Origin of the sequence: Rhodovulum sp., from assembly GCF_011048875.1 — a bacterium.
In the GTDB taxonomy this organism is placed as follows: Bacteria; Pseudomonadota; Alphaproteobacteria; order Rhodobacterales; family Rhodobacteraceae; genus Rhodovulum; species Rhodovulum tesquicola.
In genome coordinates this window covers 1-7,490 of sequence record NZ_DSDD01000395.1, presented here as the reverse complement: position 1 = coordinate 7,490, position 7,490 = coordinate 1, and the positions used below count along the sequence as shown (strand labels likewise).

At 65.6% G+C, this 7,490-nt stretch carries 5 protein-coding genes and 2 pseudogenes; 1 reads left to right on the top strand and 6 read right to left on the bottom strand.

Going from position 1 to position 7,490, the window contains the following annotated elements; all coding sequences use genetic code 11:
- Window positions 1-198: 198 nt before the first annotated feature.
- Window positions 199-1,116, top strand: coding sequence for a sulfotransferase (locus tag ENN83_RS13800; RefSeq protein ID WP_287187864.1), 918 nt, complete (start codon window positions 199-201; stop codon window positions 1,114-1,116).
- Window positions 1,117-1,161: 45 nt separating this feature from the next.
- Here ENN83_RS13800 and ENN83_RS13795 read toward each other — a convergent pair whose 3' ends face one another.
- The 6 genes and pseudogenes from ENN83_RS13795 to dctP all read right to left on the bottom strand — a co-directional run bounded on the left by ENN83_RS13795 (window position 1,162) and on the right by dctP (window position 6,969).
- Window positions 1,162-2,874, bottom strand: a complete 1,713-nt coding sequence (locus tag ENN83_RS13795) for a BCCT family transporter (protein ID WP_287187862.1) — start codon at window positions 2,872-2,874, stop codon at window positions 1,162-1,164.
- 42 nt (window positions 2,875-2,916) lie between these two features.
- Window positions 2,917-3,330, bottom strand: a complete 414-nt coding sequence (locus ENN83_RS13790; protein WP_287187860.1) for a universal stress protein — start codon at window positions 3,328-3,330, stop codon at window positions 2,917-2,919.
- 158 nt (window positions 3,331-3,488) lie between these two features.
- Window positions 3,489-3,926, bottom strand: a complete 438-nt coding sequence (locus ENN83_RS13785) for a universal stress protein (RefSeq protein ID WP_253090442.1) — start codon at window positions 3,924-3,926, stop codon at window positions 3,489-3,491.
- 34 nt (window positions 3,927-3,960) lie between these two features.
- Window positions 3,961-5,246: pseudogene (locus ENN83_RS13780) on the bottom strand (TRAP transporter large permease).
- 3 nt (window positions 5,247-5,249) lie between these two features.
- A complete protein-coding gene (locus ENN83_RS13775; protein ID WP_414707668.1) occupies window positions 5,250-5,762 on the bottom strand; it encodes a TRAP transporter small permease in 513 nt (170 codons plus the stop codon).
- A gap of 184 nt (window positions 5,763-5,946) precedes the next feature.
- Window positions 5,947-6,969, bottom strand: a pseudogene (gene dctP, locus ENN83_RS13770) (TRAP transporter substrate-binding protein DctP).
- Between the last annotated feature and the right edge of the window lie 521 nt (window positions 6,970-7,490).

Genomic DNA, 7,490 nt, shown 5'->3' with positions numbered 1-7,490 from the left:
TTCAGCCGCTCCATCTGCTCGTCTGTCAGCCAGAAAAGATTGCTCATCGTGCTCCCCATCAGCGCGGGGTCTTGAATCACGCAGAGGCAGCGGCATCAAGCCAATCAATGGGTCCTGACCCTAGATCCCCCGCAACGGAAACGGCCACGCCAGCGTCCGGATGGGCTGGCCGGTCGGGGATTGGGCTGTGAGGTCGGCGTGACGCGTATTCTTGCCGTATCGGGGAGCGACCGGTCGGGCGGCACGCTTCTGTCTCTCCTGCTGTCGCAGGGGCCGGGGGTGGTCAATCTGGGTCCTTCATGTCATCTGCCCGCCGCCTGGCGCGATGCGGCCGAGTGCAGTTGCGGCCGTTCGGTGCGGGACTGCGCCTTTCATGCCCCCGTCATGGCCGCCGCCTTCGGTGCCGCGCCCGGGCGGCGTCTGCTTGCCTTTGCCGAGGGCGCGCGCCGGTTCCAGCGCCATGCCGACCGGCTGCGCGACTGGCACGAGTCAGGCCCGCAGAAGGTGCTGCGCGAACGTCACACGGCCTTTCTTGCCCGGTTGAAGGCGCTGCTGGAGGCCGCCGCGGCGACCAGCGGGGCGGATTGCCTGATCGAAACCTCGCGACAGCCCTGGATGGCGCTGGCCCTCGCGCTGGTTGCGCCCGACGATCTGCTGCTGCTGAACCTCATGCGCGATCCGCGTGCCGTGGCGGTCGCCGCGAACCTCGAAAACGGCCACCGCCGCGACACCTGGGCAAACGGCCGGGAATGGCGGGCGCGGCAGGACCGGTTGGACCGCTGGGGGCCCAACCGGGCTGCGCGGTTCAAGCTGCTGCGCTACGAGGATTTCGCCGCCGCGCCGGAGACCGAAGTGGCGGCACTGTATGCGTGGATGGGCCAGCCGGTGCCGGACGGGCTGTTCCAGACGCCGGTGCGCGCCCCCCTGTCCTGGGAGCGCCAGCACCTCTACCCGCCCGCGCCTGTCCCGGCCGGGCGCGAAACGCAGGTGGAGATCCGTCCCGGCATGGGCTGGGCCGACCCGCGGCATCGCTGGGAACACCGGCCCGCGCTGTGGGCCTCGCAGCCGTTAGCGCGGCGGCATTATCCCGCCGAACCGGGCAAACCCGGAGCGTGATGCCCGCCGCCGCGCAGTGATCCGCCGCGGCGGCAGGCGGGCGCCTCAGCGCGGTTCGTTCATCAGCCCGCGGATGATGGCATAGCAGGCCGCCAGCAGGACCAGCGTAAAGGGCAGGCCGGTCGAGACCGCCATCGCCTGCAACGCGATCAGCCCGCCGCCAAGCAGAAGCGCGATTGCAACCAGCCCCTCGACAATGGCCCAGAACACCCGCTGCACGACGGGCGCGTTGATCTTGCCGCCCGCGGCAATGGTGTCGATCACCAGCGAACCCGAGTCCGACGAGGTGATGAAGAACACCAGCACCAGCACGATGCCGATGAACGAGGTGATCGCGGTCAGCGGCAGTTGGGCCAGCATCTCGAACAGCTTCAGCTCGAGCGCGGCATCCTGCACCGCCGTCACGCCGTCATTGACGACCTGCGAAATCGCCGTGCCACCCAGCGCCGTCATCCACAGCACCGACAACAGCGTCGGCACGATCAGCACCGCGACCAGGAACTCGCGCACCGTGCGCCCGCGGCTGACGCGGGCGATGAACATGCCGACGAAGGGCGACCAGCTGATCCACCACGCCCAGTAGAAGGCCGTCCAGCCCTGCGCGAAATTCGCATCCTCGCGGCCGAAGGGCATCGACAGCGCCGGAAGATGCCGCCCATAGGCGCCGAGATTGGCGAGGGACCCGCTCAGGATGTCGATGGTCGGCCCGGCCAGGATGACGAACAGCAAAAGCGCCGCGGCGAGGCCCATGTTGATTTCCGACAGCACCTTCACACCCGAGTCGAGACCCCGCACGATCGAGGCGATGGCGATGGCGGTGATGAAGATGATGAGGATGATCAGAACCGAACTGCTGGTGCCGATCCCGAACAGATAGTCCAGCCCCGCCGAAGCCTGCTGTGCGCCGATCCCCAGCGAGGTCGCCAGCCCGAAGATCGTGGCGAAGACGGCAAGGATGTCGATGACATGGCCCGGCCAGCCCCAGACGCGTTCACCGAAGATCGGGTAGAAGGCCGAGCGCAGCGTCAGCGGCAGGCCCTTGTTGAAGCTGAACAAGGCCAGCGCCAGCGCGACCACGGCATAGATCGCCCAGGGGTGCAGGCCCCAGTGAAAGATCGTGGCCGCCATGCCCAGCCGCGTTGCCGCCTCGACATTGCCCTCGGCCCCGCCAAGCGGTGCCCAGTCGGTGCGCAGGCCGTCCTCGCCGAGGCTGACCCCGCCGAAGGCGCTGGAATAGTGGCTCAGCGGCTCGGACACGCCGAAGAACATGAGCCCGATGCCCATCCCTGCGGCGAACAGCATCGAGAACCAGCCGACCAGCCCGTAATCCGGGGTCGCGTCTGGTCCGCCCAGCCGGATCCTTCCCAGGGGCGAGACGATCAGCACGAGGCAGACGATGACGAAGATGTTGCCCGAAAGCAGGAAAAACCAGGCCAGATTGCCGGTCAGCCAGTTGCGCAGGCCGGTGAAGACGGGCTCGACCTCGTCCTGCAAGGCCAGCGTCAGCACGATGAAGGCCATGATCGCCAGCGCCGACCAGGTGAACACGACCTGATGGATGTCGAAGGACAGCGTCCAGCTTTTCTCGATATTGTCCCGACCGATCTCGTAATCGGTCTCGATGACCTCGGTCGGCCCCTCGGGTTCCGGAATCGGCTCGATATCGGGAACGTCCTCGGCCGGTGTCTGCGCCTTGTCGGCCTCGGTCTCGGGTCGGGCGGCATCGTCCCCCGATGCGCCGCTTCTGATGTCGCTCATGCGGTCTGTCCCTATTTTTCTTGTTGTCTCGTGTCCGGCAGGTCAGCGGACGACGAAGACCGACGCTTCGGAGTGCTCGGCCACGCTGCCGCCATGCGAGGGCAACAGCCAGTCAAGCCAGCTCGGCGAATGCGAGGCCATCACCACAAGGTCCGCGCCCAGCGTTTCGACCGCCTTGCGCAGCAGCCTGTCCAGTTCGGCCTGCGGATCGGGGCTGGACAGCGCATGCGCGCTGGCCTCGATGCCCTGCGTTTCGGCCTGGTGCTCGGCAAAGCCCTTGAGCTTGTCGGCGAATTCCCCGGGGGTTCGCGCGATCTGGTCGGGTACGGTGCCGGTGACGCCCACATAGACCACCGGCAGGCGGTAATGACGGGCAAGGTCGGCCGCGACATGCAGCGCCTTTTCAAGCCTGTCGAGATGGCCCAAATCAACAGGCACCAATATCCTGGAAAACATCAACTCCTCCCGTCTTGCGGATATGGGGCGGCGGGACAGGCCCACCATTCGCCCGGCAGCTTCCACGCCGGGAGAGGGGCCCTGCGCTCGATTTCCATTCGTGACCCGCACTCTAGCACCGGAACCGGCCGCTTGACCACCCGGGGCGCGGTGTCGGCTCAGACGACCAGCACCGGGCAGCGCGCCATGCCCGTCACCTTGTGGGACACGCTGCCCAGAAGGTAATCCTCGATCGAACCCATGCCGCGGCTGCCGATCACGATGACATCGTGGCCATGGTCCGCGGCGAAACGCACGATGGTTCGCGCGGTCGGACCCGATTTGACGAAGGCGCGCGGCGCCTCGATCCCGGCCTCGCGCAGGATCTGCTTGCCCAGTTCGGCGACCTCCCTTGCATGGCCGCGCATGACATCGTCCAGGTTTCCCGGCTCGTCCTTGCGCACCATCGACAGCGACGCCTCGAGCATCGAGTGATGGCGGTAGACCGTCAGGATCGACAAGGGCGCGTGACAAAGCAGGGCAAGCTCCGCCGCCTTCTGCAGCGCGCGCTTGCCGTTCTCCGATCCGTCGAAGGGGGCGAGAATGGACTTGAACATGCGTCCTCCTTTCGTCGCGACGTTGCGGGCGCGGTCACTTGTCGAAGGCGAGGTCGCGCAGGAACAGCGCGATCTGCGGGAAGAAGATCAGCGCGACCGACACGCAAAGCAGGATCACGATGAAGAGCGGCGTGCCGCGGATCACCTCCCAGTAGGGCCGCTTGAAGACTGCGATGGCGGTGAAGATATCGCATCCGAAGGGCGGCGTGGCCGACCCGATGGCCACCTGCAGCACGATCAGCGTGCCGACCAGAACGGGGTCCAGCCCGACCGAATTGACGACCGGGGCGAAGATCGGCACCAGGATCAGGATCACCACGATGGGATCGACGAACATGCAGCCGATGAAGAAGGCGATCGAGATCACGAACAGAACCCCGATCTGCCCTATCTCGTCGATGCCCACCCCCGACAGGATCGCCTGCGGGATCTGCGCGAACGAGATCACCCAGGAAAACGCCGCCCCCGCCGCGACCAGGATGAACACGACCGCGGTGATCAGCCCGGTGGACTTGGCCGTGCGGTAGAGGCCGGCAAGGTCAAGCTCACGAAACACGACCATTTCCAGGATGATCGCATAAGCACGCAGGCTGCGGCCGCCTCGGTCGGGCTGAAGATGCCGCCATAGATGCCGCCGATGATGATCGCCGGAAAGCCCAGCGGCCAGAGCGCGCCACGCACGGCGCGCAGGCGTGTGCCCCAGTCGGCCCGGTCCTCGGTCGGCACGTCATTGCGCACCGCGTAGATCCAGGAATAGATCGAGAACAGCACCAGGATCAGCAGCCCCGGACCGATCCCCGCGATGAACAGTTCGGCAATCGAGGTGTTCGACACCACGCCATAGATGATCATCCCGATGGATGGCGGGATCAGGAAGGCGATGTCGGAGGCGTTCACGATCAGCGCCAGGATGAAGCTGTCGCCATAGCCCGCCTTCTGCATCCGCGGCCTCAGCGGCCCGCCGATGGCCACCACGGTCGCCTGCGTGGACCCCGAGACCGCGCCGAACATGGTGCAGGCGCTGGCGGTGGCAATCGCCAGCCCGCCCCGCAGGTGACCGACGAAGGCCATCACCATGTCGATCAGCCGCCCCGCCGACTGGCCGCGCGTCATGATGTCGGCGGCGAAGATGAACATCGGCACCGCGATCAGCGAGGCGGGCCTGATCCCCGCCATCATCTGCTGGATCAAGGTTTCCAGCTGGGAAAAGCCGCCGAACATCATGACGAAGCCCACGAAGGCGCCGATGATGAGCGGGATCATCATCGGAAAGCCCAGCAGCAGCAGGACGACCATGATGGAAAAGATCGTGATGCCCATGGCTCAGACCTCCATCTCGTCGTCTTCATACCCTTCGAGCACGGCGGTCGAGAGGTAGATATCCCTGGAAATGACGTTCTTGATGGCGGTCAGCAGGTATTGCAGCCCGGTCATGAAGAACCCGATGGGCACGATGATGAGCGTCGTCCAGACCGGGATTTGCAGCGCAGGCAATACGCGGCCGCGCCCCGCCTGGGTCAGCAGATATTGCAGCGAATACCAGCACAGCAGGAACATGAACGCCGCCGTGACCAGCGCGATCACGATCATCAGCGCCTTGCGCGCGCGACCCGGCAGCATGTCGTAGATCGCCGTCATGCGGATATGGCGCCCCTGCCGCGCCGCATAGCTGATGCCCGAGAAGGTGATCACGATGATGAGGATACGGTTCAGTTCCTCGGAAAAGAACAGCGAGCTTTGAAAGACATAGCGCCCGACCACATTGGCGATGGTGTTCAGCGCCATCAGCAGGACCCCGCCCGCCAGCAGCACCGATTCCAGCCGCGCGATGACCATATCCAGCCGGCCCAGCACCCCCGGCAGGGTCGAGACATAGGCGGTTTCGGCCGCGCTGTCCGGCGATGCAGGATCGGTGCGGGGACGGGGCTGCGGGGACGGGCTGTCTGACAAGGCCGTTATCCTTCGAAGGGGCGCGAAAAAGGCGGGCGCCCAAGCTGGGGGCGCCCGCCAGTGGCCGTCATCAGCTCGAGGACGCCTCCTGCGCCGTGGCGAGGTCCTCTTTCATCTGTTCGAGGATCGCCTGGCCGCGCTCGCCCGTCATCTCGATGAACCGCGCCTCGACCTTCCGGGCGGCCTCCTTGAAGGGCGCGCGCTGTTCCTCGGTCAGCGTGGTGAAGGTCACCGAGGGCTTGGCTGCCCTGATCTTCTCGATCGAGGCCTCGTGCAGCCCGTCCTGATAGTCGATGATGTGGTCGAAGGCCACGTCGATGGCGTTGCGGATCACCTGCTGATCCTCCTCCGACAGCCCGTCGAAGAAGTCCTTGTTGGCCATGACCGCCGTGGTGAAGTTGTTGTGGCCGATCATCGTGACGTGGTCGGTGACCTCGTACATCTTGGTCGACTCGATGAAGAACATCGGGTTTTCCTAGCCCTGGATGATGTTGGTCTGCAACGCGCCATAGACCTCGCCCCAGGGCAGGGGCGTGGGCGTCGCGCCGAACGCCTTGTAGCTTTCCACCAGCAGCGGGTTGGTCATGGTGCGGACCTTGACCTGGTCCAGGCCCTCGGGCGTGGTGAACGGCCCCTTGGTGGTGATCGCCACCTCGCCCTCGGGGAACATGGTCAGAGGCTCCAGCCCCTGCTCGGCGTAAAGCTCGGGGAACATCCCGTTGATCGCCTTGGAATTGCGGAAGAAGCTGGCCAGCGTTTCCGTGTCGGTCGGCAGCAGGTAGGGCACGAAGAACACCTGCGCCTCGGGGATCAGCGAGCCGGTGAAACCGGGGGACTGGTCGACGAATTGCAGGATACCGGCCTGCGCCTGTTCCATGATGTCGGCGGATTCGCCCAGCGTGCCGTAGGGAAACAGCTGGATCTCGTGGTCGGACCTGGCCTCGACCTCTTCCTTGAACTTCTGGGCAAAGATGCCCTGCACCTCGTCCATGGCCTCTTCGAACGCATAGCGCCAGGTATCGGCCTGCGCGACCGTCGCCGTCAGCGCGATCCCAAGCGCCGTGGTCGCCACGAGGCGGTGAAACTTTCTCATCGGATCTCTCCTCTGGTTGCCTTCGCACGGGCCCGACATGGCCCCAGGCGTCGAGTGGTTCGGGCGGATGCGGGGCACCCTTTTCCTTCGACTTACGAAGGTTATCCCTTTATCGAACCAAGCTGACAGGCTACCGGAACGTGACGGCACCTTATGGTCAAGTCAGCATTTTCTATGGCCACAGCATCGCAAGCTCTGGACGTGCTGTCAAGGAAGCGGTCTATCCGAAAGGATAATGGTTAGTCTGGTGAAGCGTCTTGCCGTGAAGAACGATCCCCTTCCCATCCGCCATGGCGCCCCAGGCGGTGAATGCAGCGGCAGAGGCCACGGCCCGCCGACGCAGCGATCAAGGGGATGACCGGGGACGCGCGAGCGGGAGGGCGCAAAGCCTGTCCGGCAGGGCGTGATACCGCGCGAAAGGGCGCGCGGTCGGGCCGTCGTCAAGCTGGCCCGTCTTGCGCCTGAGCGCCGGGAACAGCTTGCAGAGCTCGGACCGCTCGCCGGAGCCAAGCGCGCACCGG

Coding starts and splice junctions, on each gene's coding strand:
- ENN83_RS13790 (WP_287187860.1), bottom strand. CDS start 3,330: ATGTTTTCCAGGATATTGGTGCCTGTTGATTTGGGCCATCTCGACAGG.
- ENN83_RS13795 (WP_287187862.1), bottom strand. CDS start 2,874: ATGAGCGACATCAGAAGCGGCGCATCGGGGGACGATGCCGCCCGACCC.
- ENN83_RS13775 (WP_414707668.1), bottom strand. CDS start 5,762: ATGGTCATCGCGCGGCTGGAATCGGTGCTGCTGGCGGGCGGGGTCCTG.
- ENN83_RS13785 (WP_253090442.1), bottom strand. CDS start 3,926: ATGTTCAAGTCCATTCTCGCCCCCTTCGACGGATCGGAGAACGGCAAG.